We start from the raw sequence: 25,087 nt of genomic DNA, 5'->3' as shown, positions 1-25,087 counted from the left end.
CGCCGTGGAAGCCGCGCGCGCGGGCGAGCAGGGCCGCGGCTTTGCCGTGGTCGCCAGCGAAGTGCGCAGCCTGGCGCAGCGCAGTGCCGCCGCTGCCAAGGAGATCAAGGGCCTGATCGACGACTCCGTGGCCAAGGTCGGCGTAGGCACCCAGCTCGTGGAGCAGGCCGGCTCCACCATGCGCGAGGTGGTCGACGGTGTGAAGAACGTGACCACCATGGTGGCAGAGATCAGCTCCGCCAGCGCCGAGCAGAGCGCCGGCATCGCCCAGGTGAACCAGGCCATCTCGCAGATGGACCAGGGCACGCAGCAGAACGCTGCGCTGGTCGAGGAGGCCCTGGCTGCGGCCCAGTCGCTGAGCCAGCAGGCCGTGGCCCTATCGCAGACCGTGGGCCAGTTCCGCGTGGCTTGACCGAGGCACCGGGAACGACGGGGCCAGCGCCACCGGATCGACGCGGGCCGATCACAGGAGTGTGCGAAGATGCAAGCAATTGCTTCTGGCGCAACCTGCGCTTGATTTTTGACCCCGCCGATCTGCCGTCGATGCCCGCCCGATTGTTGCCGACCCTTTTGCGCACGCAGTCCTCGCGCCTGATGCCGGGCTGCGGGCTGGCATGAGCCTGTCGGCACCCACCCCGGCAGCGCGCCTGCCGGCAAACCGCCTGCCGTCCGGCAGTGATCTGGCCGAGCGCGCCGTGCGCTACGCGGCCCTGGAGTGGTTGTCACGCCCGGTCTGGGTGTTCGACATCGACGGCCAATGCGTGCATTGGGCGAATACCCCCGCGCTGGCCGTGTGGAATGCCACCACGCTGGCCGAGCTGTGCGGGCGCGACATGGGGCATGACATGTCCGAATCGGTGGCACGGCGGCTGGACCAGTACCAGAGCGACTTCCTGCTGCGGGCCGATGCCAGCTTCAACGAGCAATGGACCATCTACCCCGGCGGCGTGGCGGTTTCGCTCAACGTGCGTTTCAGTGGGAACCGCCTGCCCGATGGCCGCATGAGCATGCTCTGCGAGGCCGAGCCCGTGGGCATGGTGCCGCCCGAATCGCTGCGCTCCGTGGAGGCCTTGCTGCACACGGCGGTGATGATCACCCTGTACCACCCCAGCGGTGCGGCGCTCTACCGCAACCCGGCCGCGCGTGCCGCCGTGCTCAGCCCGGGCGAGCGGCTGCAGGACCGCATCGGTAGTACAGCGGCCTTTGCCGCACTCTCGCGCAGCCTGGACCAGCATGGCGTGGGCACGCTCACGCTGGCGGTGCGCACACCCCTGGGCGAACGCTGGCACGAACTGTCGGCGCGCCGCTGCAAGGATGCCGTCACGGGCCAGGAGGCCGTGCTGGTGAGCGAGGCCGACATCAGCGCCATCAAGCACACGGAGGAGCGTGCCAACTTCCAGTCGCTGCACGACGTGCTCACCGGCCTGCCCAACCGGGCCCACTTCACGCAGCGCTTTGCGCGCGCGATGGAGGAGGCCCGGGCCCAGTCGCTGGAAGCGGCTTTGCTGCTCATCGACCTGGACCACTTCAAGGACGTGAACGATACGCTGGGCCATGCCGCGGGTGACGAGCTGCTGGTGACCATGGCGCAGCGCCTGCGCCACACGCGGCATGGCACCGAGGTGCTGGCCCGCTGGGGGGGCGACGAGTTCCTGGTGCTGCTGACTTCGCCGCGCATCCGCGAGGACCTGGATGCGCTGCACGAGCGCATCTCCGTCGCGCTGGCCGTGCCGCTGTCGGTGGCCGGGACGCAGCTGCGCATGACCTCCAGCATCGGGGTGGCGTTGTACCCGCAAGACGGCGAAACCATCGAGATTCTGCTGCGCAACGCCGACCTGGCGATGTACGCGGCGAAGGAACGCGGGCGCAACACCCTGGCGTACTTCGACGGGCGCATGGCCGAGACGGTGCGCAGCCGCACCGAGCTCGAAAAGGAACTGCGCCAGGCGCTGGAGCGCGGGGAGTTCGAGGTGTATTTCCAGCCCCGCGTCGATGTGGCCACCAACACCATCCGCGCTGTGGAGGCGCTCGTGCGCTGGAACCACCCGCGCCTGGGCCTGGTGTCGCCTGCCTATTTCATTCCCGCCTGCGAGACCACCGGTCTGATCGGCGAGCTGGGGCTCTGGGTGCTGGCGCAGGCCGCGCACCAGCAGGTGGCCTGGGTGGCACAGGGCTGGGACCTGGTGGTGTCGGTCAACCTGTCGCCCCGGCAGTTCGCCTCGCCCGACCTGTTGCACGACATCACCGCGGTGCTGCGCCAGGCCGGTGTGAATCCCGCGCGCATGGAACTGGAGATCACCGAATCCATCCTGCTGGGCGAAGACCAGCATGTGCTGAGCGTGCTGCGTGAACTGTCGGCGCTGGGCCTGACCCTTGCGCTGGACGACTTCGGCACGGGCTACTCCAACCTGGCCTACCTGCAGCGCTTTCCGGTCCATACCCTCAAGATCGACAAGACCTTCATCCAGGACACGGATGCCAACCGCTCGCTGGCCGAGCTGATCGTTTCGCTCTCCACGCTGATGAAACTCACTGCCGTGGCCGAAGGCGTGGAGACGCAGGAGCAGCTCGATTGGGTGGCGCGGCGGGGCATCGCGCAGTACCAGGGCTACCTGTACGCGCGGCCCATGCCGGTGCGCGCCTTCACGGACTGGCTGCGCGCCCACCAGCAGCCCTGACCTACCTTCAATCTGTGAACGGCTTCCCGCCGGGCTCCCAGGGCCGAAGCGGCACCATCACCTGGCCGGCCGCTGGGCGTCGGTGAGGTGCAGAAAATGGTCCAGCATGTGGAAGTGGTCCTCGAAGAACTCCTCTTCCATGCCTGCCAGCTCGGCAATCGGCGTCCACTGCACCTGCTGGGCGTCGTCGTCGGCCTGCACGGTGGGGAAGGGCGCCTGGCCCAGGTCGAAATAGTGCGCATGCGTGAGCGTGCGCCCGCGCTGGCTGCGGTCGGGGTGGTCGAATACGGCCACGGCCTGCAGCGCGGCGCGCATGGTGGCCTCGGGAAGATTGCAGTGGGTCTCTTCCACCAGCTCGCGCAGGCACGACTGCCACACCGTCTCGCGCTGCTCGATGAAGCCGCCGGGCACGGCCAGCTGGCCCTTGCCGGGCGCATGGGCACGGCGGATCAGCAGCACATGGTCTTGGCAGCGCAGCACGGCGTCCACCGTCACGAACACCGGCGGGTAGGGCGCTGCGGACCAGGCCTCGCGGTAGCGGCGCAGCATGCGCCATTCTTCCTGCAGGGCCTCGAAATGCGGCGTCTGCGCAAAGCGTTCCAGGAATACCAGCGTGCTCGCGGGCATCTCGCTGCGCAGGTCGTCCAGTTCCGTGCGCACGGTGGCCGGTGTGGCGCCGAAGTAGGCATCGCGGATGGCGGTGGCGTCGATGCGGCCCTGGCGCTCCATATGGATCAGCTCCCAGCCCGGGAAGGCGCCCAGGTAGCTGCTGGTCGCGTCCTTGAAGTGCCCCACCAGCCCGATGCGGCCGGCCCCGGGTGCGATGCGGGCCACGCCCTCGCGCACGGCCTGCACCCAAACGGCTTCGTTGTAGTAGTCGCGCACGGGCAGCACCTGCACGAGGGCGCGGTCGGCTTCGGGCAGGGCCTCGCGCAGCATCTGCTCGCGTTCGGCGGCGGTGAAGGGGTTCTTGGGCGAGCGGGCCTGCCAGGCCGAGCCCATGACCACGATGACGTTGCGGGCACTGTCGAGCGCGCGCTGCAAAAGGGCCATGTGGCCCTGGTGGACGGGCTCGAAGCGGCCGATATAGAGGGCGGTGTCGTACATGGGACTGTATTGGATCAGACGTAGCGGGCAGCGATCGGCATCTGCCGGCCGCTGCCGAAGGCGCGCGCACGCACGCGCACGATGGGTGGCGCCTGGCGGCGCTTGTATTCGTTGCGGGCGACCATCATGCGCACCCGGTGCACCAGGGCGCGTCCATCGTCGCCCTGCTCCAGCTGCTGCACGAAGGCGTTGGCGGCATCGTACTCCGCAGGCGCCAGCCGGTCGCCCTCGATGAGCATCTTGAGGACCTCGTCGAGCACCGGGTAGGGCGGCAGGCTGTCCACGTCGCGCTGGTTAGGGGCCAGCTCGGCCGAGGGCTCCTTGTCGATGATGGCCTGCGGGATCAGTTCGCGGCCGGCATGCGCGTTGATGTGGCGCGAGAGGGCGAAGACCTCCGTCTTGTACAGGTCGCCGATCAGCCCCAGGCCTCCATTGGTGTCACCGTACAGCGTGCAGTAGCCTACGGAGATCTCCGACTTGTTGCCCGTCGTCAGCAGCAGGTGGCCAAAGGCGTTGGAGTACTCCATCAGCACGGTGCCGCGGATGCGCGCCTGCAGGTTCTCGAGCGGCAGGCCTTGCAGGGCCTGGCCGAAGCTCGCCTCGAACTGCTGCGCATAGGCGGCCACCTGGTCGGCGATGGGGTGGGTGAGCAACTGCACACCCAGGTTGCGGCACAGGGCCACCGAGTCGTCGACCGAGCCGCTCGATGAAAAACGCGAGGGCATGGTGATGCCCACCACGTTCTCGGGCCCCAGCGCCTGGGCGGCCAGCGCCAGCGTGAGCGCGCTGTCGATGCCGCCAGAGCTGCCGACCACCACCTGCTTGAAGCCGCAGCGCCGCGCGTAGTCCGACAGGCCCAGCACGATCTGCTGGCGGTAGAACTCCATGGTCGGCAGGCCCTGTGCGGGGACGGCTTCGGGCGTCTCACCTTCGGCGGTGAGGAAGCGGCCGTTGTCGAACTGCAGGGTGCGCACGTCTTCCACGAAGCGCCGGGCCTCGAAGACGATGCCCGCCTCGGGCTCCACCGCGAACGAGGCGCCGTCGAACACGATCTGGTCGTGCCCGCCGATCTGGTTCACATACAGGATGGGCAGGCCGTTGCGGCGCGAGGCATCGCCGAAGATCTGGTGGCGCTGCTCGCGCTTGGCGATGTGGCTGGGGCTGGCGTTGATGCTCACCACCAGGTCGGGTGCCGCGTCGCGCATGCGGTCGAAGGGGTTGGTCGCGTAGTCGGCACCGCTGTCGTTCCAGCCGTCCTCGCAGATCAGGAGGCCCACCTGGGCATTGCCGATGCGCAGCACCTTGGCCACATCGGGCCCGGGCTCGAAGTGGCGGCGCTCGTCGAAGATGTTGTAGGTGGGCAGCAGTTGCTTGGCATAGCGCAGCCGCACTGCGCCGCCGTGCAGCACCAGCAGGCTGTTGTGCAGGCGCTTGCCGGGCCCCTGCGCGGGCGTGGGGGCGCCCACCACCCAGTGCAGGCCGGGCAGCTCGGCCGAGGCCTGCTGCAGCGCGGCCAGCCCTGCGGCCACACGCTGCTGGAAAGCGCCTTCGTCGAGCATGTCACCCGGGTAGTAGCCGCACAGTGCGAGTTCGCTGAAGACCACGAGGTCGGCCTGTTCGCTGGCGGCCTGCCGTGCGGCAGCCACCATGCGCGCGACATTGCCTTCGATGTCGCCGACGGTGAAGTTGAGTTGGGCAAGGGTGATGCGGAGCATGGGAAATCCTCGGGGTTGCCTACGCCTTCACGTTGAAGACCTGGCGGAGATAGGCCAGGAAGGTCTCATCGTCGCACAGCGTCTTGCCGGGCGTGTCCGAGAGCTTGGCCACGGGCTGGCCGTTGGCGCGCGTGAGCTTCATCACGATGTTCAGCGGCGTCTGCCCCATGTCGTTGGTCAGGTTGGTGCCGATGCCAAAGCCCAGCTGCGTGCGGTCGCCGAAGTGCTGGTACAGCGCCAGGGCGCGCGGCAGGGTGAGCCCGTCGGAGAACACCAGGCGCTTGGTGTGTGCATCGATGCGCAGCCGTGCATAGTGGGCCAGGGCCTTCTCGCCCCAGGCCACCGGGTCACCCGAGTCGTGGCGCAGGCCGTCGAACAGCTTGGCGAAGTAAAGGTCGAAGTCAGCCAGGAAGGCGTCCATGCCCACGGTGTCGGTCAGCGCGATGCCGAGGTCGCCGCGGTACTCCTGCACCCACTCTTCGAGGGCCGTGTTCTGGAAGTCGCGCAACCGCACGCCCAGGGCCTGGTAGGTCTGCAGGTATTCGTGCGCCATCGTGCCGATGGGCACCAGGCCCAGGTCGCGGGCCAGCAGCACGTTGGAGGTGCCCTTGAACCATTGCGGTGTTTCGCGCGCGAAAGTCTGCACCACCTCGCGCTGCCAGGCACCGCTGTAGCGCCGGCGCAGGCCGAAGTCGAACAGCTCGAAGGGGTGGCGCAGCGTGGCCTGCTGTGCCAGATCCTTGAGCGTCAGCACCTTGGCGGCCAGGCGGCGGCGCCCTTCGGCCAGCGCCGCGGCGGGGTCGAAGCGCCGGAAATACAGCTCGTTGACGATGGCCAGCACGAAGATCTCGAAGCCCATCACATGCACCTGCGGGCCGCGCGCCACGATGTGCAGTTGGCCGTCCACTGCCGACGCCTCGATGAAGCTGCGCTGGAACTGGAAGATGCGCAGGAAGTCGATGAAGTCGCTCTTGATGTAGCGCAAGCCGCCCACGTAGGCCAACTCGTCGGGGGCAAAGCGCAGCGTGCACAGGTGGTCGAGTTCGGCGTTCACCTCGTCCAGCAGTTCGGTGAGCGGGTAGGCGCTCTGGTTGCGGCAGACGAAACGGTACTCGCTCTGCGTCTGCGGGTGGCCGTGCAGCAGGGCCTGCCACATGGTGAACTTGTAGAGGTCGGTATCGAGCAGGCTGTGGATGACGTGGTCGGACATGGAAACTCCTCAGAAATCGTCGGTGCTGCTGGCCAGCTGCACGCCTTGGGCGCGCATGGCGTCGAGAAACGTGGTGTGCTGGGCCTCGAAGCCGCCCACCGGGCTCATGCAGTCGGTCAGCAGGGTGATGCGCTCAGGCGTCCAGCCCGGCTGCAACCGGGGCAGGTGATGCACGATGTGCTCGGTGGTGGCGCGCACGCAGTGGCTGCTGGCCTCGCCGGCGATGAACAGCCGGTCGGCGGCGCCCAGCGCTGCGAGCAGCCGGGTGTTGAGGGCCGTACCGGGGTCGTCCGCATCGGGCACCTCGGCCTCGATGGCACTGTAGTGCTCGGTGAAGGGGTTGGTGCCCTTGAAGACGTTGTGCACGGCGCGCTGGCGCTGCAGCTGCCATGCACTGCAGGCGGCCAGCACATCGGCGTGCACGCCATGGCCCCAGCTGCCGATCTCGCAGTGCACGGGCCACGCCATCAGCGTGTAGCGGCCTTGCTGCTCCAGGGCATCGAGGTACTGCAGGGTGCGTTGCAGCAGGGCGCCGTTGCGGGGCACGAAAGAGCCGGCGCGCACCTGCGCCGCAGTGATGGGGGTGAAGGCCGCCACGGCCCGCCCGTCGGCCTGCTGCCAGTAGCCGGGGTGGGCGATGTCGAACTGCTGGTGCGAGTCGAGGGTGGTGGTGATGCCGTCGAGCGCTGCGCCGTGGGCTTGAATGAAGGCCGCTGTTCGCTGCATGTCGGCATGGGCGCCCGCTACCGGCAGCGAGGGGGCGGTGCGCAGGCCCGTGACCGGGTCGATGGGCTGCCACGCGGCGGGCAGGTCGCAGAAGTCGTTTTGCGGGTCGATCACCAGAAGCTGGTTGCTGTGTGCCATGGCTCTTCTCCTTGTCTGTGGCCGCAGTGTAATTCGGTTAATTTAATTGTGCAACTAAGATGTCGATGCTCCATGGCGCTAGGTGGAGTGGGCGCATTTCGCACTGTGGCGGGCGCGCCGGGCGTATTTCATTGGACCGCGGGCCTGAAATCTGGCACAAACGAAAACTTTGTGTCCCCTTGCAACGGGCCTTTCGGGGCCAGGGTGGGCGGGACACAACCACGATGGGGTGCGCCGCGGGCTGCCAAGGTTTGCTTGCCATCCGCCATACATGCTGACTACAGTCGGCGACAAGGGATATTCATGTCATTGCGGCTCAAATTCAATCTGGTGCTGGCCTGCGTGCTGCTGGTGGCAGCGGCAGGCACAGGCCTGTACGTGCACCGCTTCCTGCAGAAGACGGCCATCGAGGAGGTGCAGCACAACTCGCAGCTCATGATGCACGCGGCCATGGCCATCCGCGACTACACGACCGAGCTGGTCAAGCCGCATCTTGACGTGACGCTGGCCGAGCAGTTCCTGCCGCAGACGGTGCCGGCCTTTGCCGCCACCGAAACGCTGCGCCGGTTGCAGAGCCGCTTCCCCGGCTATGAGTACAAGGAGGCGGTGCTCAACCCCACCAACCTGCGCGACCGTGCCAACGAGTGGGAAGAACGCATCGTCAAGGACTTCCGCGAAGGCCGGGCCGACCTCAAGAAGGAAGTGACGGGCGAGGTGGGCGAGGGCATGCACCGCACGCTCTACGTGGCCCGCCCCATCACCATCAAGCAGCCGCAATGCCTGGCCTGCCACAGCACGCCTGCCGCTGCGCCGCCCACGATGCTCAAGGTCTACGGCGACAAGAACGGCTTTGGCTGGCAGATGAACGAAACCATCGGCATCCAGGTGGTGCGGGTGCCCATGTTCTACCCGCTGGAGAAGGCGCGCACGACCTTCAACACGGTGATGACGGCGCTGGCCGGCAGCTTTCTGCTGCTGTTCGCGGTGCTGAACCTGTCGCTGTCGTCGCTGGTGATCGAGCCCATGGCGCGCCTGAACCGCAAGCTCGAAGACCTGGCCACCAAGGACTTCCTGACCGACCTGGTGAACCGCCGCAAGTTCTTCGAGCGGCTGGAAGCCGAGATGGCCGACACGCGCATCAGGAAGAGCAGCCTGTCGGTGGTGATGTTCGACATCGACTTCTTCAAGCGCATCAACGACACCTTCGGGCACGATTCGGGCGACGTGGTGCTCAAGGCCACGGCATTGCGGGTGCGCGAACTGCTGCGCTCCTCCGACTGCGCGGCGCGCTTCGGTGGCGAAGAGTTCATCCTGCTGCTCAAGGAAACGCCGGTGGACGCCGCCATGGCCATGGCCGAGGCCGTGCGCGCGCGCATTGCCACCGTGCCCTTCGACTCGGTAGGCCATGTGAGCGCCAGCTTCGGTGTGGCCACCTGGAACCAGGTGGAAGATGCGCATGCGCTGATCAAGCGTGCGGATACGGCTCTGTACGTGGCCAAGTCCAGCGGCCGTAACTGCGTGGTGCAGGCCAAGGACGCGGTCTGAAGCTGCGCAGCGGGGCGCTGCGGGCCCATCAGGCCGTGGCAGCCTTGGCCTCGTCGTAGTCGGTCAGGTAATCGCCGGCGAGGGACGTCTTCTGCTTTTCGGTCAGCAACTTGCCGGCCATCTGGAAGAAGCGGTGTTCCTCTTCTTGGAGGTGGTGCTCCACCTTCTCGGCCAGTTTTTTCGCCAGGGGCAGCCAGGCAGGGGTGGCCGGGTCGGCCTTCTCCAGTGATTCCACCAGCTCATCGATCTGGTGGTGCTCCGAAATCGCGTGGCGCGACAGGTCCATGCCAGCATCGAGCTGCATCAGCGGTGCATAGAAGTTGCGGTCTTCGGCCAGTTCGTGGGCTGCCAGCTCGGCCTTGAGCCGCGTGAACAATTCCTGCCGCTCGGGCGTATCGCCACTGGTCTCGGTCAGGCGGCGGTACATGTCGCGCTGCAGCTCATGGCTCTCGCGCAGGGCTTCGAAGATGTTTTGTTGGCTCATGGCGTTCCCTCTCATTTCTCTTTTGGGGCTGCAGGGGCACAGGCCCCTGCGGGGAAGCTGCGCCTGTTATTTGAGCGCCTTGCGGGCGGCACCCACGCCGACCGCGGCCAGCACCACGAAGAGCACGGCCAGCACCAGGAACAGCACGAACAGTACCTTGGCGATACCGGCAGTACCTGCGGCCACACCGGTGAAGCCCAGGGCACCGGCAACCAGCGAAATCAGGGCGAAGATGATGGCGTACTTGAGCATGGCGGTTCCTTGCAGTGGAAGCAGCGTGTGCTGCGAAAGGGTGAGATGGAACGATACCGGGGCGCACGTGCCGGGGCCGTCGGCAAGTGCGGGATAAGGGTGTAGGAGAGTGCCGATGCGCCGGCATTGCCAATGAAAAAAGCCGCAGCGCGGTGAGCGCTGCGGCTTTTGTTCGATGCGCGCCCTGGGGCGCACGCTCGCTGAGTTACAGCCCGGCTGCGGCGCGCAGCACCGCGGCTTTGTCGGTCTTCTCCCAAGTGAACTCAGGCTCTTCGCGGCCGAAGTGGCCGTAGGCGGCGGTCTTTTCGTAGATCGGACGCAGCAGGTCCAGCATCTGGATGATGCCCTTGGGGCGCAGGTCGAAATGCTCCTGCACCAGTGCGGCGATCTTGTCGTCGGGGATCACGCCCGTGCCTTCGGTGTAGACGGTCACGTTCATGGGGCGCGCCACGCCGATGGCATAGGCCACCTGGATCTGGCACTGGCGGGCCAGTCCGGCGGCGACGATGTTCTTGGCCACGTAGCGGGCGGCGTAGGCGGCCGAACGGTCCACCTTCGTTGGGTCCTTGCCGCTGAAGGCACCACCACCGTGGGGGCAGGCGCCGCCGTAGGTGTCGACGATGATCTTGCGGCCGGTCAGGCCGCAGTCGCCTTGCGGGCCGCCGATGACGAAGCGGCCGGTGGGGTTGATCAGGTACTTGGTGTCCTTGAGCCACTCGCTGGGCAGCACGGGCTTGATGATCTCTTCGATCACGGCCTCGATGAAGCTCTTCTTCATCGTCTTGGCGGTTTCGCTCTGGTCGGGGTGGTGCTGGGTGGAGAGCACCACGGTGTCGATGCTGTGGGGCTTGCCGTCCACGTAGCGCATGGTGACCTGGCTCTTGGCATCGGGGCGCAGGAAGGGCAGGCGGCCGTCCTTGCGCAACTGTGCCTGGCGTTCCACGAGGCGGTGCGCGTAGTAGATCGGCGCGGGCATCAGCTCGGGCGTTTCGTCGCAGGCGTAGCCGAACATCAGGCCCTGGTCACCGGCACCGGTGTTCAGGTGGTCGTCGCTGGCCTGGTCCACGCCCTGGGCGATGTCGTTCGATTGCTTGTCGTAGGCCACGAGCACGGCGCAGCCCTTGTAGTCGATGCCGTAGTCGGTGTTGTCGTAGCCGATGCGCTTGATGGTGTCGCGCGCCACCTGGATGTAGTCCACGTGGGCGTTGGTCGTGATTTCGCCAGCCAGCACCACGAGGCCGGTGTTGGTCAGCGTTTCGGCGGCAACGCGGCTGCGGGGGTCCTGCTTGAAGATGGCATCGAGGATCGCGTCCGAGATCTGGTCTGCCACCTTGTCGGGGTGGCCTTCGGAGACGGATTCCGAGGTAAAGAGAAAGTCGTTCGCCATTTGAATAAACTCCTGTGTTCCGGCATTTGGGGCGTTGCCCTCACCCCGAAGGAGCTTTGGCGAACGCTTTAGCAGATTTATTTACCGTCGCCCTGCAAGTTGCTCATTTAACTCAGCGACCCCGTCATTTTAATGCCATCTTTGTTTCGTCTCTTTTCCGTGTTCCCGCTGTGGCTGCTCCACGGCCTGGGCGCCGCCATGGGTTGGGTGGCTTTTCTGGCCTCTCCGGTCTACCGCGGGCGCTTTCGCGCCAATGCGGCGCGGGCCGGCTATCGCTTTGGCGAGGTGAGCGCTGCCGTAGGCCATGCGGGTCGCATGGTGGCCGAGCTGCCGCGTCTGTGGCTGGGGGCGCCGCTGCCGTTTCGCATCGAGGGCGGGGCCTGCGTGGAGGCCGCCTATGCCCAGGGCCGCGGCATCCTGTACCTCACGCCCCACCTGGGCTGTTTCGAGTTCTCGGCCCAGGCGGCTGCACAGCGCTGGAGTGCCGAGCATGGCCCCATCACCGTGCTCTACCGCCCCGCACGCCAGCCCTGGCTGGCCAAGGTGATGGAGACGGCCCGCAACCGGCCCGGCATGCAGGCGGTACCCACCAACCTCTCGGGCGTGCGCCAGATGATCAAGGCGCTGCGCCGTGGCGAGGCCGTGGGCCTGCTGCCCGACCAGGTGCCGCCACAGGGCCAGGGCCAGTGGAGCCCTTTCTTCGGCGAGGACGCCTACACCATGACGCTGGCCGTGCGCCTGGCCCACCAGACGGGTGCGGCGGTGGTCCTGGCGCGCTGCGAACGCCTGCCCCGGGGCCGTGGCTACGTGGTGCATTTCGAACCCCTGCCCGCCGCCCCGCTGGCGCAGGACACCGACGCAGCACTGCTGCAGATCAACCAGGCCATGGAACACCTGATACGACAATCCCCTGGCCAGTACCTGTGGGGCTACGGCCGCTACAAGCAGCCCCGCGTGGAGGCCGCTGCGCCCGCGCCCGCCGGAGGCGCCGCATGACCGGCCGCCTGGGGGTGTGGTTCATGCGCGTGCTGGCCTTGCTGCCGCTGGGGGTGCTGCGGGGCATGGGCTGGCTGATCGGCCAGGCGCTGTATCTGCTGGCGGCGCCGCGGCGCAGGGTGGCGCTGCGCAACCTGGCGCTGTGCTTTCCGGAGTTCACCGAAGCCCAGCGCCGCCAATGGGCGCGCGAGAGCTTCGTGGGCTTTTGCCAGACCTGGCTGGACCGCAGCTGGCTGTGGTTTGCACCGCGCGAGGTGGTGCTCGACCGCGTGAAGTTGACTGGCGCGCTGGACGAGCTGCTGGGCGACACGCCCACCATCATCTTCGCGCCGCATTTCTATGGCATGGACGCGGGGGGCTCGGCGCTGACCCTGCACACCGACCGTGCCTTCACCTCCATCTTCACGCCCCAGCCCGACCCGGCGGTGGACATGTGGATCCGCAACGGACGCCAGCGTTTTGGCAATGTGCGCATGCTCAACCGCGGCGATGGCGTCAAGCCCATCCTGAGCGGGCTGCGCAAGGGGGGCCTGCTGTACCTGCTGCCCGACATGGACTTCGGGCGCAACGATTCCCTGTTCGTGCCGTTCTACGGCGTGACGGCGGCCACGGTGCCATCGCTCTCGCGCTTTGCGCGGCTGGGCCGCGCCAAGGTGATCTCCATGGTCACGCGCATCACGCCCACGGGCTATGTCGCCGAGCTGTCGCCCGCCTGGCCGGGCTACCCGACGGACGACGCCGAGGCCGACACTGCGCTGATGAACCGCAACCTGCAGTCGTACATCGATGTGTCGCCCGGCCAGTACTACTGGGTGCACAAACGCTTCAAGACAAGGCCCGAAGGGGATCCCTCCATCTATTGACTGGGGGCCGGGGCCCCTCGAAGAAAGCGCCCGAGCGCAGTCATGACCCGCTCAGTTTGTTCGTGCACCACCCAGTGCGAGGCAGCCTCGATCCGGTCGATCTGCAGCTGCGGGATCCAGCCTTCCAGGCCGTCGAGCAGGCCGGGCAGCAGGGCCGGGTCCTGCATCGCCCAGACCACCAGGGTGGGGATGGAGACGGTCAGCATGCTGTCGGGCAGGCTGATGCCGGCGATGGTGTTGTCGTCGCCGCGTGGCGGGCGCAAAGGGCTGGCGCGGTAATAGTTGCAGGCCCCGGTGAGGCCCTGGCGCCACAGGGTGCGGTACTGGGCGCGCACCTCCTCGGTCAGCCAGGCGGGGGCGCGGCCTTCGGGGTCGTCGAAGAATGCGAACAGGCGCGCGAAATCGTTCTCGGCCAGCAGGGCCTCGGCATCGGGCCGGCACAGGAAGTGCATGTACTGGCTGTTGGCCTGCTGCGCCGGGTTGTGCTGCAGCTCGCGCAAAAAGGTGCCGGGGTGGGGCGAGTTGACGATGGCCAGCCGCCGCATGAGCTGCGGCTGCTGGTTCGCCAGGTTCCAGGCCACGGCGCCGCCCCAGTCGTGGGCCACCAGGCATTCAAGGGGTTGGTCAGGGCTCACTGCTGCGACCAGGGCCACGAGGTCCTGCACCAGATATTTGGCCCGGTAGGCCTCCACCTCCCCGGGGCTGCTGGACTCGCCGAATCCGCGCAGGTACGGCGCCACGCAGTGGTAGCCGCCATTTTCGGGCTGTGCGAAATGGGCCAGCATGGCGTCCCAGATGAAGGCGCCTTCGGGAAAGCCGTGCAGCAACAGCAGCACGGGCCGGCCGGCGGCGCCGCTTTCGCGGTACTGCAGTGTGGTGCCGTGGGGCAGGGTGAGGTTGCGGGTCTGGATCATGGCGCTGTTGCTATCGTTGGGGTAGCTGCCAGCGCTCATGGGACCAGCGTTGGCGCTCAATCTTCCTCGGGTTCCTGGTCGTCGGCTTCGGCAGCGCCAGGCACAGGGGCATCGCCAGGAGTCGGCTCGGCGCCGGGCAGGGGGTGGGCCCATTGCCACAGCAGCTGGGCCACCTCGTCCACGCCCTGTTTCTTCAGGGCAGAGAACATCTTGACCTCGCCGCCGCCGGCCTGCAGTCGCGTAATCGACAGCACCTTGGCTTGCTCGGCGCGCGTGAGCTTATCGGCCTTGGTGAGCACGATGAGGAATTTCAGGCCCTCTTCGACCCGGGGGCGCACCGCTTCGAGCAGGGCTTCGTCGAGTTCGGTGAGGCCCAGGCGGGGGTCGCACAGCAGCACGATGCCCGTGAGGCCCGGGCGGCTGACCAGGTAATTGACCATCACCTGCTGCCAGCGCACCTTGTCCGAGCGCGAGACGGCGGCATAGCCGTAGCCCGGCAGATCGGCCAGCACGGCGTCCATCACGCCCTGTTTTCCCAAGGAGAACAGGTTGATGTGCTGGGTGCGGCCGGGCTTCTTGGAGGCGAATGCGAGCTGCTTTTGCTGCGTCAGCGTGTTGATGCAGGTGGATTTGCCTGCATTGGAACGGCCCACGAATGCAATCTCGGGCACCGTGATGGGGGGCAGGTGGTGCAGTTGCGCCGCCGTGGTCAGGAACCTGGCCGTGTGCATCCAACCCATGGCGATCTTGGCGTCGGGTGCAGGCGGAAGAGAGCCAGCAACTGGCGCGATAGGGGTGGTCGTCATGAGAAGTTGAGATGCTAGTGGGGCCTCATTGTAGAATCGCGGAGATTTTGCGCACATAAACATACAGACCCTCGATATGAAGTTGCTCGCCTCTATGCTGATGGCTGCCGTGCTGGCAGCACCTGCTTTTCCGGCTTTTTCCGCGGGCGAGACACCCGCTGCGCCAACCAAGGCGGCTGCCAAGCCTGACTTGGTCAAGGGCGAGGCCAGCTTCACGGCGGTGTGCGCGGCCTGCCATGGCGCGGACGGCAACTCTGCCATCGCCGCCAACCCCAAGCTGTCGGCACAGCATCCCGAGTACCTGGTCAAGCAGTTGCAGGAGTTCAAGTCCGGCAAGCGCAACGATCCCGTGATGAAGGGCTTTGCCATGGCCCTGTCGGACGAGGACATGAAGAACATCGCCTACTGGGTGACGGCCAAGGCGGCCAAGCCCGGCTTCGCCAAGGACAAGGCCCTGGTCTCCCTGGGCGAGCGCATCTACCGCGGCGGCATTGCCGACCGCCAGATCGCGGCCTGCGCCGGCTGCCACAGCCCCAACGGTGCCGGCATCCCGGCCCAGTACCCACGCCTGTCCGGCCAGCATGCCGACTACACGGCCACACAGCTTGTCGCCTTCCGCGACGGCAAGCGCGGCAACAGCCTGCAGATGACGCAGGTGGCCGCCAAGCTGAACGACCGCGAGATCAAGGCTGTGGCGGACTACATCGCCGGCCTGCGTTGATTCGAACGATTGACTGATCTTCATCAAGTGCGGCCCACATAGCACGGGCTGCACGGAACCAACCGCCAATAACAAACCCAAAAAGGGCGGGTCCATCGAGCCGATGGCCCCGTCCTTTTTTCTTTGCCTGCCTCGCCGCCCCTTTGCTCTCCCCCATGTCTGACAACACCCAAGGCGTTCGCGTCCAGTACGGCTCCAAGGCCCTGCGCGCCGTGATCGAGATGCTGTCCTCGATGCGGTTCGCCATCTCGCTGCTGACGGTGATCTGCATTGCCTCGGTGATCGGCACCGTGCTCAAGCAGCACGAGCCGGCGGCGAACTATGTGAACCAGTTCGGCCCGTTCTGGGCCACACTGTTCGGTGCCATCCAGCTCAATGCGGTGTACAGCGCGTGGTGGTTCCTGCTGATCCTGGCGTTCCTGGTGCTCAGCACTTCGCTGTGCATTGCGCGCAACACCCCCAAGATCCTGGTGGACCTGCGCGTCTACAAGGAGAACATCCGCGAGCAGAGTCTCAAGGCCTTCCACCACAAGGCCGAGGCCGAGCTGCCCGAGGGCCCCGAGGCCGAGGCGAAACGCATCGGTACCCTGCTGGCCGGCGGCGGCTGGAAGGTGCGCCTGCAGCAGCGCGACACGCCGGCCGGTGTCGGCACCGGCTGGATGGTGGCCGCCAAGGCCGGCGCAGCCAACAAGATCGGCTACATCGCGGCGCACAGCGCCATCGTGCTGGTGTGCGTGGGGGGGCTGCTTGATGGCGACCTGATCGTGCGCGCGCAGATGCTGCTGGGTGGCAAGACGCCGTATGCCGGCGGCGGCCTGATCGCCGACGTGAAGCCCGAGCACCGGCTGTCCGAGCGCAACCCCACCTTCCGCGGCAACCTGCTGGTAGCCGAGGGCACGCAGTCGAGCATCGCATTGCTCAACCAGTCCGACGGCGTGCTGCTGCAGGAGCTGCCGTTTGCCATCGAGCTCAAGAAATTCATCGTGGAGCACTACTCCACGGGCATGCCCAAGCTGTTTGCCAGCGAAATCATCATCCACGACAAGGCCACGGGAGAGAAGACGCCGGCCCGCGTGGAGGTGAACCACCCGGCCAGCTACAAGGGTGTGGAGATCTACCAATCGAGTTTCGACGATGGAGGCTCGCACCTGAAGCTGCGTGCCGTGCCCATGGTGCCGGGCGCCAAGGCCTTCGATGTGGAGGGTGTGGTGGGGGACTCGACCCAGTTGACCAACAAGGGCGGCATGCCGGGCAGCGACACCATGACGCTGGAGTTCACAGCGCTGCGCACCATCAACGTCGAGAATTTCGGCGGTGCCGGACCCGGCGCGACGGGCGTGGATGTGCGCAAGGTGGACCTGCGCGAGGCCGTGGAGTCGCGCCTGGGCGCTGCCAACAAGACCGTGACCAAGAAGGAGTTGCGCAACGTGGGCCCGAGCGTGAGCTACAAGCTGCGCGATGCGGCGGGCCAGGCGCGCGAGTTCCACAACTACATGCTGCCCGTGGACACCGGCGACGGCGTGCCGGTGTACCTGCTGGGTGTGCGCGAAACGCCGGCAGATGCCTTCCGCTACCTGCGCATACCGACCGACGACCAGGGCGGTATGGACGGTTTCCTGCGCCTGCGCGCCGCACTGGCCGACCCGGCGGCACGCGAGCAGGCCGTGCGCAGCTATGTCGCGCAGGCCATCGACCCCTCGCGCCCCGACGTGGGTGAGCAGCTGGCGCAATCGGCCATGCGCGCGCTGGCCTTGTTTGCCGGCAATGGCACCGTCGATGGCAAGCCCACAGGCGGGCTGCAGGCGATCTCGGACTTCATGGAGTCCAACGTGCCGGAGGCCGAGCGCGGCCGGGCGGGCGAGGTGCTGATCCGCATCCTGAACGGCACCCTGTTCGAGCTGGCGCAACTCTCGCGCAAGAACGCCGGCCTGCAGCCCATGCTGCCGGACGACAAGACGCGCGGCTTCATGACGCAGGCCGTGCTGTCGCTCAGCGACGTGCAGATCTACCCGGCGGCCATTGCCTTCGAGCTCAAGGATTTCACGCAGGTGCAGGCCAGCGTGTTCCAGGTGGCCCGCGCGCCCGGCAGGAACATCGTCTACCTGGGCTGTGCCTTGCTCATTCTGGGGGTTTTTGCCATGCTCTACATTCGCGAACGCCGGATCTGGGTCTGGGTGGCGCCGCAGGGGGACAAGACGCATGCCATGATGGCACTCTCGACCAACCGCAAGACCATGGACGGAGACAACGAGTTCGTGGAACTCGCAGAAAAACTGATCGGGGCCAAGCCCCTGCAAGGCAACCCATGAACACGGCCACCCGCAACACCACGATCACCCTGAACGAGGGGTATTTCTCCCGCCGCAACTGGCTGGACTGGGCCTTTGCCGCCATCGTGGTGGCAGGCGGGCTGTTTGCTCTGCAGCGCTATGGCAGTTTCATGGATGGCTATGAGAAGGGCATCCTGCTGGGCACGATTCCTTCTGCCATTTGGCTGGGCTGGTTCTGGCGACCGCTGCGCACCTTGATGCTGGTGGTGTCCGCGGTGGCGCTGATGGCCATCGGCCTGTACCAGGTGGACGGGGCTGGCAGCCTGGCGCGCGCGGACACGGTGTTCTGGCTCAAGTACTTCCTGTCGAGCCAGTCGGCCATTCTGTGGATGAGCGTGCTGTTCTTCATGAGCACGGCGTTCTACTGGATCGGCATGTTCGCGCGCGGCGAGGGGCATGCGATGAACCTGATCGGCTCGCGCCTGGCATGGGTGGCCGTGGGCATGGCGCTGATCGGCACCCTGGTGCGCTGGTACGAGAGCTACCTGATCGGCCCGGACATTGGCCACATCCCGGTGAGCAACCTGTACGAGGTGTTCGTGCTGTTCTGCTGGATGACGGCGGCCTTCTACCTGTACTACGAAGCACAGTACAGGACGCGCGCGCTGGGCGGCTTCGTGATGCTGGTGGTGAGCGCAGCCGTGGGCTTTCTGCTGTGGTACACGGTGGTGCGCGAGGCGCACGAGATCCAGCCCCTGGTGCCGGCCCTCAAGAGCTGGTGGATGAAGCTGCATGTGCCGGCCAACTTCATCGGCTACGGCACCTTCGCTTTGTCGGCCATGGTGGCCTTTGCCTACCTGATCAAGCAGCAGGCGACCGAAACGCGCTGGTACAAGCTGGCGCCGCTGTGGCTGCTGGGCGTGGTGCTGTGCTTCGAGCCCATCGTGTTCCGCCAGGGCGCCACCGAGAATGGCGGCGGCTACTGGATGGTGTACTTCGGCATCTCGGCGCTGATCGTGGCCGGCATCCTGCTGGGGCGCAAGCGCATCGCCGAGCGCCTGCCCTCGTTTGAGATCCTGGACGACGTGATGTACAAGTCCATCGCCGTGGGTTTTGCCTTCTTCACCATTGCCACGGTGCTGGGGGCGCTGTGGGCGGCCGAGGCCTGGGGCGGCTACTGGAGCTGGGACCCGAAGGAAACCTGGGCGTTGATCGTCTGGCTCAACTACGCGGCCTGGCTGCACATGCGTCTCATGAAGGGCCTGCGCGGCACGGTGTCGGCCTGGTGGGCCCTGGTGGGCCTGGCGGTCACGACCTTTGCCTTCCTCGGGGTCAACATGTTCCTGAGCGGGCTGCACAGCTACGGCACCTTGTAGGACCTCTGCGCGACGTGGGACTGTGGGGCCGAGTTTCTGCAAATATCGCATCCACGGTGTAACCTGATCCGTATCTGGAACGAACTAGGGGTGGAATGGCTCTACCCGTAGCCGAAACCACCACTGCCTGACCGGAGCCCCCATGCCCTTCCATTCCCGCAACCCGGGTTTCAACCACCCGCATTCTTCCGAGATCACACCCCGTGCGGCTTACGAAGGGCGCCGCGACATGCTGCGCCTGATGGCCGGTGGCGCAGCGGGGGCTGCCATGGCCGCCTGGGCTGGGCGCGAGGCCCTGGCGCAGGCGGCTGCGCCCGGCCGGCCGGGCAAGCTGGCGGCGCTGGCGGGCGCCAAGTCGTCCGTGGCGGGGGCCGTGTCCATGGAAAAGCTGACCGACTACAAGGACGCCAGCACCTACAACAACTTCTACGAGTTCGGGACCGACAAGGCCGATCCGGCGCGCAATGCACACACGCTCAAGACATCTCCCTGGACGGTGGAGATCGAGGGCCTGGTGAAAAAGCCGGGCAAGTACGGCATCGAGGACCTGCTCAAGCTCAGCGCGCAGGAAGAGCGCATCTACCGCCTGCGCTGTGTGGAGGGCTGGTCGATGGTGATCCCGTGGGTGGGTTACTCGCTGGCTGAGCTCATCAAGCGCGTGGAGCCGCAGGGCAGTGCCAAGTACGTGGAGTTCGTGACGCTGGCGGACAAGGCCACCATGCCTTTCGTGGGCTCACGCGTTCTCGATTGGCCCTATGTTGAAGGCCTGCGCATGGACGAGGCCATGCACCCGCTGACCCTGCTGGCCTTTGGCATGTATGGCGAGGTGCTGCCCAACCAGAACGGCGCACCGGTGCGCCTGGTGGTGCCGTGGAAGTACGGCTTCAAGAGCGCCAAGAGCATCGTCAAGATCCGCTTCACCGACAAGGAGCCGGGCACGGCCTGGAACAAGGCGGCGCAGCAGGAGTACGGCTTCTATTCCAACGTGAATCCCAACGTGGACCATCCGCGCTGGAGCCAGGCGACCGAGCGGCGCATCGGCGAGGACGGCCTGTTCGCCAAAAAGCGCAAGACGCTGATGTTCAATGGCTACGAGGCCCAGGTCGGCCAGCTGTACGCAGGCATGGACCTCAAGAAGTTCTACTGACCGGCCGCGCACGGTGGTTCCTGTGGTCATTGCCATGCGAAAGCTGCTGCTTCATCCTCTGGCCAAGCCATTGGTATTCACGCTGTGCCTGCTGCCGCTGGCCTGGCTGGTCTATGCGGCCGTCTCCAACCAGCTTGGAGCCAACCCCGCCGAAGCCCTGATCCGCTCCACCGGGGACTGGACACTGCGTGCCCTGTGCCTGGTGCTGGCGGTGACGCCGCTGCGGGTGTTGACCTCCACCCCGCAGATGGCGCGCTTTCGGCGCATGTTGGGGCTCTTTGTCTTCTTTTACGCTCTACTGCACCTGCTGTGCTACAGCTGGTTCGACATGGGCTTCGAGGTGTCGGACATCGCCGTGGACATTGCCAAACGGCCGTTCATCCTCGTCGGGTTTGCCGCCTTCGTGCTGCTCGTGCTGATGGCGGCCACCTCGTTCAACCGTGCCATCCGGGCGCTGGGTGCCAAGCGCTGGCAGGCGCTGCACCGCACGGTGTATGCCGTGGCGGGTCTGGCGGTGTTGCACTTCTTCTGGATGCGTGCGGGCAAGAACGATTTTGGCGAGGTGGCGGTGTATGCGGCCATTCTCGCGATGCTGCTGGGCTGGCGCGTGTGGCAGGCCGCGCGCCGGCGGTCGGTGAAGGCCGGTACCGCTGCCGCGGCGTCCCGCTGAATTTGCGTGTCAGCCCACGGCCCGCAGGGCAGGGCGCATCTGGCGGGTGACGGGGTCGATGTGCGCAGTGGGGATCTGGTAGGCGCGGTCGTCGAAGAGGTCGATGCCGCACATGAGGTTCTCCACCCAGTCGAAGAAGTCGTTGATGGCCTGCTTGCCCAGGATGGGCGCGCCATGCTGCGGTACCAACATGGAAATGTCCAGTTGCCGCACCATGCGCACCCACAGGCGCAGGATCTTGTTGGACACCATGTAGCGGCGATGGAAGCCCTCCATGCGCGGAATGTGCGCGGCCAGGTCGGTGACGGGAACGCTGGCTTCCGCCCCCGATGTCATTGACACCGCCAGGTCGCCTGTGAACAGGATGCGGCTCACCGGGTCGTAGAAGTGGAAGTTGCCTTCCGAGTGCAGGAAGTGGGCCGGCAGCAGCACCAGTTCGTTGCGGCCCAGGGGCAGGTGGCCACCACTGTCGGGCACGCCGATCACGCGGTTCTCGGTCTTGCCGACCTTGGTGAAGTGGGGCGCAAAGCGCTCCCAGACGCGCGAGATCACGAGCGAGGCCTTGGTGCTGGTCATCCAGCGATCCAGCGAGGCAATGATGTCCGGGTCGGCGTGCGAGGCAATCAGGTAGGACAGCTTGTGCGGCGCAAAGTGCTTGGTCATGCCGATGAACAGCTCGTTGAACGCGAGGTTGCCGCCCGGATCGATGATGGCCCCGGTGCCGTCGTCGACGATCAGGAACTGGTTGGCCTGCACGGCCTGGCCATCCTCCTCGATGAGGTCGGTGAACATCAGGCAGGCGTGGTTCTTGTCTCGGTACAGTTCGATGGCCATGGCAATGCTGCAGTGCAGTGAAAAACCGACTGTAGGACGGGGCATGGCCAAGCGGCTTGATGGAAATCAAGCCATGGGCAATCAGGGGTCCAGGGACACCCGGTTCCCTGAGATGGGATCAGCGCGCGGTGGAAGCGGGTGCCTGGGGTGCTGACGTGGCCGTCGAGGGAGTGGCGCCCGGCGTGAGCGTTTCGGGCAGGGTGGCGCGTTGTGCAGCGGCGGGGCCGGAGGGCAGGTACAGCGGCCCGCGCTGGCCACAACCGGCGATGGCCGCCGCACTGGCAGCAAGGACAAGCGTCCTGACTAGAATTTGGGATGCTTTCAACATGCGCAAATTGTAATGACTGACCTTGAATTCCAGGACCACGCCGAGAAACTGCTGGCGGCTGTCGAGCGCAGTTGCGATGAACTCAATGACACGACCGACGCCGACATCGACAACCAGCGCTCGGGCGGCATGATCACGCTGAGCTTTGCGAACCGAAGCCAGATCGTCATCAACCTGCAAAAGCCGCTGCACGAGGTGTGGATGGCCGCCAAGTCCGGTGGCTACCACTACAAGTTCGATGGTGCGGTGTGGCAGGACACCAAGGGGAGCGGTGAGTTCTTTGCCCGGCTGACCGAGGACGCGCGCACGCAGTCGGGACTGCCGCTGGTCTTTTCCGCCTGACACGCCGGCAGCGCTGAAAGAACGGGCAGCGAAAAAGAACAAGGGCCGTACACGGCGGCCCTTGCTTCAGACCCTGGCTATCAGTTGCGGAACAGATCGAGGATTCGGTTGCGCTCTTCCGTGGGCGGCGGCGCATGCGGTGCCACATCGGGACCGCCGGTGGTGCGCTGCTGCTCCTCCAGCCCGACGCTGGCAATGCCTGCGTTGCGTGCATATTCCTCGTAGAACCATTCTCCGCCCACGTTGACCACGCCGGGAGGAACGACCTGCTCGGTCACGGGGACGCCCTTGAGCGCGCGCTCCATGAAGCTGATCCACACCGGCAGGCTGAGGCCGCCACCGGTTTCGCGGCTGCCCAGGTTGCGCGGCGTGTCGTAGCCGATCCAGGTCACCGCGGCGATGGTCGACTGGTAGCCTGCGAACCAGGCATCCACCGAATCATTGGTGGTGCCGGTCTTGCCGCCGATGTCCGAACGCTTCAGGGTGCCCTGGGCGCGTGCGGCGGTGCCGGAGCGGGTGACTTCCTGCAGCAGGCTGTTCATCACGAAGGCATTGCGCGCGTCGATGGCGCGCGGCAGCTCGGACACTGCGGGCGGCGTGACTTCGGAGATCACGCGGCCCTTGTGGTCGGTGACCTTGGCGATCAGCCAGGGGTTCACGCGGTATCCGCCATTGGCGAACACTGCGTAGGCCGAGGCCATCTGCAGCGGCGTGACCGAGCCCGCTCCCAGCGCCATGGTCAGGTAGGCGGGGTGTTTTTCCGCATCGAAGCCGAAGCGCGACACCCATTCCTGCGCAGTCTTGGGGCCGACGGCCTGCAAGATGCGGATGGAGATCATGTTCTTGGACTTCGCCAGGCCCGTGCGCAGCGTCATGGGGCCGTCGTACTTGCCGTCGTAGTTCTTGGGCTCCCAGGGTTGGCCGCCGGTGGTGCCGGCATCGAAGAACAGCGGAGCGTCGTTGACCACCGTAGCGGGCGTGAACCCCTTCTCCAGGGCCGCCGAATAAATGAACGGCTTGAAACTGGAGCCCGGCTGGCGCCAGGCCTGCGCCGCGTGGTTGAACTTGTTTTTGTCGAAGTCGAAACCACCGACCAGGGCGCGGATGGAGCCGCTGCGCGGGTCGAGGGCCACGAAGGCGCCTTCGACCTCGGGCAGCTGGGTGATCTCCCAGGCGCCCTTGGGGGTCTTGACCACGCGGATCACGGCGCCCCGGCGGATCTTGATGTTGGGCGGTGCCTTGTCGCTCAGGCCGGACTGCGCGGGCTTGAGGCCATCGCCCGATATCTCGAGGTTGTCGCCATTGGCACGGGCGGCAACGATCTTGCGGGGGCCGGCTTCAAGCACCACGGCCGCCATCACGTCGCCGTTGTCGGGGTGGTTGGCCAGAGCATCGTCGACGGCGTCTTCGACTTCCTGGGCGGCCGTGGGCAGCACCACGAACTTTTCGGGGCCTCGGTACTGCTGGCGGCGCTCATAGTCCATGATGCCGCGGCGCAGTGCGGTGTAGGCCGCCTCCTGCTCCCCTGCGTTCAGGGTGGTGTACACGTTCAGGCCGCGGGTGTAGGCCTCGTTGCCATACTGCGTGAAGATGAGCTGGCGCGCCATCTCGGCCACGTATTCGGCATGGATGCGCGTGTTGTCCGGGCCGCTGCGGATCTTGAGGTCTTCCTTCTTGGCGGCGGCGGCTTCCTGGGCAGTGATGAAGCCGTTCTCTTCCATGCGCTCGATGATGTAGAGCTGGCGCGAGCGGGCCCGCTTGGGGTTGCTGATGGGGTTGTAGGCAGAAGGCGCCTTGGGCAGGCCGGCGAGCATAGCCGCCTCGGCAATCGAAATGGATTTGAGGGGCTTGCCAAAGTAAGCCTCTGCAGCCGCAGAAAATCCGTAGGCACGGTTTCCCAGGTAAATCTGGTTCATGTAAATCTCAAGGATCTGGTCCTTGGTCAGCATATGCTCCAGTTTGAATGTCAGTAATATTTCGTAAATTTTGCGAGTAAATGTTTTCTCCGAGGAGAGATAAACATTGCGCGCCACCTGCATTGTGATAGTGGAAGCCCCCTGGCTTTTGACGCGGCCGAGATTGGCCAGGCCGGCGCGGACCACGCCCTTGTAGTCCACACCGCCATGCTGGAAGAAGCGCGAGTCCTCGATGGCCAGTACGGCGTCCTTCATGACCTTAGGGATCTCCTGGATCGGGGTGAGGTTGCGCCGCTCTTCACCGAATTCACCCAACAGTGCTCCCTCGGAGGAATAGACCCGCAGAGGCAGCTTGGGGCGGTAGTCCGCCAGATCCGAGATGTCCGGCAGGTTGGGATAGGCCACCGCCAGTGCCACGGCAATGGTCAGCAGCAGGCCAAGCGCACCCGCAACCGCAAGGCCCGTGGTCCAGAGTACGAAGCGAAGCAGCCAGCGAAGCCAGGTGGGGCGGGAAGGCGCGGAAGCGGTCGTCGAAGAGTCGGTTGGCTTTTGCTGTGGAGAAGAGGGCGGCGGCATATCGCTCCGATTGGTGGAGACGCCATTATAAAAATCTCGGGCCTCTTTCAGTGGAAACGGCCCCAAGGCTCCGACCAACGGTCTCG

General features: G+C 66.1%; 23 protein-coding genes. 11 read left to right on the top strand and 12 right to left on the bottom strand.

Features of this window, described 5'->3' with window-relative positions; all coding sequences use genetic code 11:
* Window positions 1-412 (top strand): methyl-accepting chemotaxis protein (locus PMI14_RS15305; protein WP_007855830.1); only part of this gene is annotated, 412 nt, incomplete at its 5' end.
* Window positions 413-614: 202 nt separating this feature from the next.
* A complete protein-coding gene (locus tag PMI14_RS15300) occupies window positions 615-2,678 on the top strand; it encodes a bifunctional diguanylate cyclase/phosphodiesterase (protein ID WP_007855829.1) in 2,064 nt (687 codons plus the stop codon).
* A gap of 57 nt (window positions 2,679-2,735) precedes the next feature.
* Here PMI14_RS15300 and PMI14_RS15295 read toward each other — a convergent pair whose 3' ends face one another.
* Genes PMI14_RS15295 through PMI14_RS15280 form a run of 4 tightly spaced genes read right to left on the bottom strand, consistent with a single transcriptional unit; the run spans window position 2,736 to window position 7,574 of the window.
* The gene (locus tag PMI14_RS15295; protein ID WP_007855828.1) at window positions 2,736-3,785 is read right to left on the bottom strand and encodes a bifunctional nicotinamide-nucleotide adenylyltransferase/Nudix hydroxylase; all 1,050 of its coding nucleotides are present in this window, start codon (window positions 3,783-3,785) and stop codon (window positions 2,736-2,738) included.
* Between the two features lie 14 nt (window positions 3,786-3,799).
* Window positions 3,800-5,500, bottom strand: coding sequence for an NAD+ synthase (locus PMI14_RS15290; RefSeq protein ID WP_007855825.1), 1,701 nt, complete (start codon window positions 5,498-5,500; stop codon window positions 3,800-3,802).
* Between the two features lie 19 nt (window positions 5,501-5,519).
* Window positions 5,520-6,710, bottom strand: a complete 1,191-nt coding sequence (gene pncB / locus PMI14_RS15285) for a nicotinate phosphoribosyltransferase (protein WP_007855823.1) — start codon at window positions 6,708-6,710, stop codon at window positions 5,520-5,522.
* A gap of 9 nt (window positions 6,711-6,719) precedes the next feature.
* On the bottom strand, window positions 6,720-7,574 hold the full coding sequence (locus PMI14_RS15280) for a hypothetical protein (protein ID WP_007855822.1): 855 nt from the start codon (window positions 7,572-7,574) through the stop codon (window positions 6,720-6,722).
* A gap of 303 nt (window positions 7,575-7,877) precedes the next feature.
* Between PMI14_RS15280 and PMI14_RS15275 the strand changes: the two genes are divergently transcribed.
* Window positions 7,878-9,119 (top strand): diguanylate cyclase, encoded by a 1,242-nt coding sequence (locus PMI14_RS15275; RefSeq protein WP_007855821.1) that lies wholly within the window; start codon window positions 7,878-7,880, stop codon window positions 9,117-9,119.
* A 28-nt stretch (window positions 9,120-9,147) separates the two neighbouring features.
* Here PMI14_RS15275 and PMI14_RS15270 read toward each other — a convergent pair whose 3' ends face one another.
* The 3 genes from PMI14_RS15270 to metK form a co-directional block, all read right to left on the bottom strand.
* Window positions 9,148-9,603, bottom strand: coding sequence for a hemerythrin domain-containing protein (locus PMI14_RS15270; protein WP_007855818.1), 456 nt, complete (start codon window positions 9,601-9,603; stop codon window positions 9,148-9,150).
* 66 nt (window positions 9,604-9,669) lie between these two features.
* Window positions 9,670-9,855: a DUF1328 domain-containing protein gene (locus tag PMI14_RS15265; RefSeq protein WP_007855816.1), complete on the bottom strand. Its 186-nt coding sequence runs from the start codon at window positions 9,853-9,855 to the stop codon at window positions 9,670-9,672.
* A gap of 205 nt (window positions 9,856-10,060) precedes the next feature.
* Window positions 10,061-11,242 carry a methionine adenosyltransferase gene (gene metK / locus PMI14_RS15260; RefSeq protein ID WP_007855814.1) on the bottom strand — a complete coding sequence of 394 codons (1,182 nt, stop codon included), beginning with the start codon at window positions 11,240-11,242 and terminating at the stop codon, window positions 10,061-10,063.
* Window positions 11,243-11,374: 132 nt separating this feature from the next.
* Between metK and PMI14_RS15255 the strand changes: the two genes are divergently transcribed.
* The gene (locus PMI14_RS15255; protein WP_007855811.1) at window positions 11,375-12,238 is read left to right on the top strand and encodes a lysophospholipid acyltransferase family protein; all 864 of its coding nucleotides are present in this window, start codon (window positions 11,375-11,377) and stop codon (window positions 12,236-12,238) included.
* Window positions 12,235-13,101 (top strand): lysophospholipid acyltransferase family protein, encoded by an 867-nt coding sequence (locus PMI14_RS15250; RefSeq protein ID WP_007855810.1) that lies wholly within the window; start codon window positions 12,235-12,237, stop codon window positions 13,099-13,101. Before PMI14_RS15255 ends, PMI14_RS15250 begins: the two co-directional genes overlap by 4 nt.
* On the opposite strand, the gene PMI14_RS15245 is transcribed toward PMI14_RS15250, so the two are convergent.
* On the bottom strand, window positions 13,095-14,015 hold the full coding sequence (locus PMI14_RS15245; protein ID WP_035203977.1) for an alpha/beta fold hydrolase: 921 nt from the start codon (window positions 14,013-14,015) through the stop codon (window positions 13,095-13,097). The two genes, PMI14_RS15250 and PMI14_RS15245, sit on opposite strands and share 7 nt — an antisense overlap.
* A 56-nt stretch (window positions 14,016-14,071) precedes the next feature.
* Window positions 14,072-14,821 (bottom strand): ribosome biogenesis GTP-binding protein YihA/YsxC, encoded by a 750-nt coding sequence (gene yihA / locus PMI14_RS15240; protein WP_035203949.1) that lies wholly within the window; start codon window positions 14,819-14,821, stop codon window positions 14,072-14,074.
* Between the two features lie 76 nt (window positions 14,822-14,897).
* On the opposite strand from yihA, the gene PMI14_RS15235 reads away from it, so the two are divergent.
* The 5 genes from PMI14_RS15235 (at window position 14,898) to PMI14_RS15215 (ending at window position 21,005) form a co-directional block, all read left to right on the top strand.
* Complete coding sequence (locus tag PMI14_RS15235; RefSeq protein WP_035203946.1) at window positions 14,898-15,542, top strand: cytochrome c; 645 nt, start codon at window positions 14,898-14,900, stop codon at window positions 15,540-15,542.
* A gap of 155 nt (window positions 15,543-15,697) precedes the next feature.
* Window positions 15,698-17,851 (top strand): cytochrome c biogenesis protein ResB, encoded by a 2,154-nt coding sequence (locus PMI14_RS15230; RefSeq protein WP_007855805.1) that lies wholly within the window; start codon window positions 15,698-15,700, stop codon window positions 17,849-17,851.
* Window positions 17,848-19,188, top strand: a complete 1,341-nt coding sequence (gene ccsB / locus PMI14_RS15225) for a c-type cytochrome biogenesis protein CcsB (RefSeq protein ID WP_007855804.1) — start codon at window positions 17,848-17,850, stop codon at window positions 19,186-19,188. Before PMI14_RS15230 ends, ccsB begins: the two co-directional genes overlap by 4 nt.
* A gap of 142 nt (window positions 19,189-19,330) precedes the next feature.
* Window positions 19,331-20,335: a protein-methionine-sulfoxide reductase catalytic subunit MsrP gene (msrP, locus tag PMI14_RS15220; RefSeq protein WP_007855802.1), complete on the top strand. Its 1,005-nt coding sequence runs from the start codon at window positions 19,331-19,333 to the stop codon at window positions 20,333-20,335.
* A gap of 34 nt (window positions 20,336-20,369) precedes the next feature.
* Complete coding sequence (locus PMI14_RS15215) at window positions 20,370-21,005, top strand: sulfite oxidase heme-binding subunit YedZ (RefSeq protein ID WP_007855801.1); 636 nt, start codon at window positions 20,370-20,372, stop codon at window positions 21,003-21,005.
* Window positions 21,006-21,014: 9 nt separating this feature from the next.
* On the opposite strand, the gene PMI14_RS15210 is transcribed toward PMI14_RS15215, so the two are convergent.
* Window positions 21,015-21,839, bottom strand: a complete 825-nt coding sequence (locus PMI14_RS15210; protein ID WP_007855796.1) for an MBL fold metallo-hydrolase — start codon at window positions 21,837-21,839, stop codon at window positions 21,015-21,017.
* A gap of 118 nt (window positions 21,840-21,957) precedes the next feature.
* Window positions 21,958-22,167, bottom strand: a complete 210-nt coding sequence (locus PMI14_RS34255; protein WP_081497335.1) for a lipoprotein — start codon at window positions 22,165-22,167, stop codon at window positions 21,958-21,960.
* 12 nt (window positions 22,168-22,179) lie between these two features.
* Here PMI14_RS34255 and cyaY point away from each other — a divergent pair, with 12 nt between their 5' ends.
* Window positions 22,180-22,509 carry an iron donor protein CyaY gene (gene cyaY, locus PMI14_RS15205; protein ID WP_007855795.1) on the top strand — a complete coding sequence of 110 codons (330 nt, stop codon included), beginning with the start codon at window positions 22,180-22,182 and terminating at the stop codon, window positions 22,507-22,509.
* 80 nt (window positions 22,510-22,589) lie between these two features.
* On the opposite strand, the gene PMI14_RS15200 is transcribed toward cyaY, so the two are convergent.
* Window positions 22,590-25,001: a penicillin-binding protein 1A gene (locus PMI14_RS15200; RefSeq protein ID WP_007855794.1), complete on the bottom strand. Its 2,412-nt coding sequence runs from the start codon at window positions 24,999-25,001 to the stop codon at window positions 22,590-22,592.
* Between the last annotated feature and the right edge of the window lie 86 nt (window positions 25,002-25,087).

It is taken from the genome of Acidovorax sp. CF316 (genome assembly GCF_000276605.1).
Classification (GTDB): Bacteria; Pseudomonadota; Gammaproteobacteria; order Burkholderiales; family Burkholderiaceae_C; genus Acidovorax.
Note: the sequence above shows the minus strand (reverse complement) of the source record. Positions and strands in the feature narration are given on the sequence as shown.

What these genes read in the sequence shown, in the direction of transcription:
- PMI14_RS15215 (WP_007855801.1), top strand. Translation starts at nt 20,370, where the DNA reads ATGCGAAAGCTGCTGCTTCATCCTCTGGCCAAGCCATTGGTATTCACG.
- PMI14_RS15290 (WP_007855825.1), bottom strand. Translation starts at nt 5,500, where the DNA reads ATGCTCCGCATCACCCTTGCCCAACTCAACTTCACCGTCGGCGACATC.
- PMI14_RS15250 (WP_007855810.1), top strand. Translation starts at nt 12,235, where the DNA reads ATGACCGGCCGCCTGGGGGTGTGGTTCATGCGCGTGCTGGCCTTGCTG.
- cyaY (WP_007855795.1), top strand. Translation starts at nt 22,180, where the DNA reads ATGACTGACCTTGAATTCCAGGACCACGCCGAGAAACTGCTGGCGGCT.
- PMI14_RS15275 (WP_007855821.1), top strand. Translation starts at nt 7,878, where the DNA reads ATGTCATTGCGGCTCAAATTCAATCTGGTGCTGGCCTGCGTGCTGCTG.
- PMI14_RS15210 (WP_007855796.1), bottom strand. Translation starts at nt 21,839, where the DNA reads ATGGCCATCGAACTGTACCGAGACAAGAACCACGCCTGCCTGATGTTC.
- PMI14_RS15280 (WP_007855822.1), bottom strand. Translation starts at nt 7,574, where the DNA reads ATGGCACACAGCAACCAGCTTCTGGTGATCGACCCGCAAAACGACTTC.
- PMI14_RS15300 (WP_007855829.1), top strand. Translation starts at nt 615, where the DNA reads ATGAGCCTGTCGGCACCCACCCCGGCAGCGCGCCTGCCGGCAAACCGC.
- pncB (WP_007855823.1), bottom strand. Translation starts at nt 6,710, where the DNA reads ATGTCCGACCACGTCATCCACAGCCTGCTCGATACCGACCTCTACAAG.
- ccsB (WP_007855804.1), top strand. Translation starts at nt 17,848, where the DNA reads ATGAACACGGCCACCCGCAACACCACGATCACCCTGAACGAGGGGTAT.
- PMI14_RS15295 (WP_007855828.1), bottom strand. Translation starts at nt 3,785, where the DNA reads ATGTACGACACCGCCCTCTATATCGGCCGCTTCGAGCCCGTCCACCAG.
- PMI14_RS15230 (WP_007855805.1), top strand. Translation starts at nt 15,698, where the DNA reads ATGTCTGACAACACCCAAGGCGTTCGCGTCCAGTACGGCTCCAAGGCC.
- PMI14_RS34255 (WP_081497335.1), bottom strand. Translation starts at nt 22,167, where the DNA reads ATGTTGAAAGCATCCCAAATTCTAGTCAGGACGCTTGTCCTTGCTGCC.
- PMI14_RS15265 (WP_007855816.1), bottom strand. Translation starts at nt 9,855, where the DNA reads ATGCTCAAGTACGCCATCATCTTCGCCCTGATTTCGCTGGTTGCCGGT.
- metK (WP_007855814.1), bottom strand. Translation starts at nt 11,242, where the DNA reads ATGGCGAACGACTTTCTCTTTACCTCGGAATCCGTCTCCGAAGGCCAC.
- PMI14_RS15235 (WP_035203946.1), top strand. Translation starts at nt 14,898, where the DNA reads ATGAAGTTGCTCGCCTCTATGCTGATGGCTGCCGTGCTGGCAGCACCT.
- PMI14_RS15270 (WP_007855818.1), bottom strand. Translation starts at nt 9,603, where the DNA reads ATGAGCCAACAAAACATCTTCGAAGCCCTGCGCGAGAGCCATGAGCTG.
- msrP (WP_007855802.1), top strand. Translation starts at nt 19,331, where the DNA reads ATGCCCTTCCATTCCCGCAACCCGGGTTTCAACCACCCGCATTCTTCC.
- yihA (WP_035203949.1), bottom strand. Translation starts at nt 14,821, where the DNA reads ATGACGACCACCCCTATCGCGCCAGTTGCTGGCTCTCTTCCGCCTGCA.
- PMI14_RS15255 (WP_007855811.1), top strand. Translation starts at nt 11,375, where the DNA reads ATGCCATCTTTGTTTCGTCTCTTTTCCGTGTTCCCGCTGTGGCTGCTC.
- PMI14_RS15245 (WP_035203977.1), bottom strand. Translation starts at nt 14,015, where the DNA reads ATGATCCAGACCCGCAACCTCACCCTGCCCCACGGCACCACACTGCAG.
- PMI14_RS15200 (WP_007855794.1), bottom strand. Translation starts at nt 25,001, where the DNA reads ATGCCGCCGCCCTCTTCTCCACAGCAAAAGCCAACCGACTCTTCGACG.